This window comes from Bacillus sp. LR--39 (genome assembly GCF_053613335.1).
The window spans coordinates 1-625 of sequence record NZ_JBSIOT010001119.1 but is presented as its reverse complement, the minus strand read 5'-3'; the positions used below and the strand labels follow the sequence as shown (position 1 = coordinate 625).

2 protein-coding genes are annotated in these 625 nt (G+C 48.0%); both read right to left on the bottom strand.

Annotation, left to right across the window (positions count from 1 at the left end; all coding sequences use genetic code 11):
* A partial coding sequence (locus ACWHAR_RS28830; RefSeq protein ID WP_452088667.1) for a tRNA-dependent cyclodipeptide synthase occupies nucleotides 1-399 on the bottom strand: 399 nt, incomplete at its 3' end.
* Nucleotides 400-430: 31 nt separating this feature from the next.
* On the bottom strand, nucleotides 431-625 hold a 195-nt coding region (locus tag ACWHAR_RS28825), incomplete at its 5' end, for a hypothetical protein (protein ID WP_452088666.1).

The window sequence follows — 625 nt, the reverse complement described above, 5'->3', positions numbered from 1 at the left end:
GACTTCCATCCGCAAATTCCGGTATGCGGTCTGGTTCGCGAAATCGGAAAAGGTATGGATGTCCTCGGGATTTCCGCCATGCGCTTCCAACGCCTTTTCAGCGAATCTCCGGTTCCGCGAGACTTCTTTCCTGACTTTCCGTTCGGCCTTCCCATGTGGGGTGCCGAGCGCTTCGAGAAGGTTGGCAGCTTCCTTTCCCGCCAAAAGCACGGATACACTCTGAAACTCACGGACGGCCCAGGCGATAAGCCGATGAATATAATCTTCGGAAAATCGGCTGTTAAACGGGCTGATGCCGACGAGAACATGGCGTCTGCGTTTTAATATTTCATTGCAGTTTTGGGTAAGAGTTTCGGTTTTGAATAGCTGGTGTTTGCTCTCCATTATAAGCTCTGTCATTGATTTCCTCCTTAACGGACATAGAGTGACTTCATTTGCAATCAATGATGGATACGTGCGGCTTATCCAGCTGGGAATAGGCTGGTCTCACTTCGTGATGAATCGAGAAGAATACAGCGATGATGCGGGTCATGATGAAGGGGTGTGGCATTTGTTCAATTGTTAAAGCAGGGCAAGGGTTTGTACTCAAAATCAGGCAAGTTACAGCATAAAAGTTTACTAGTAA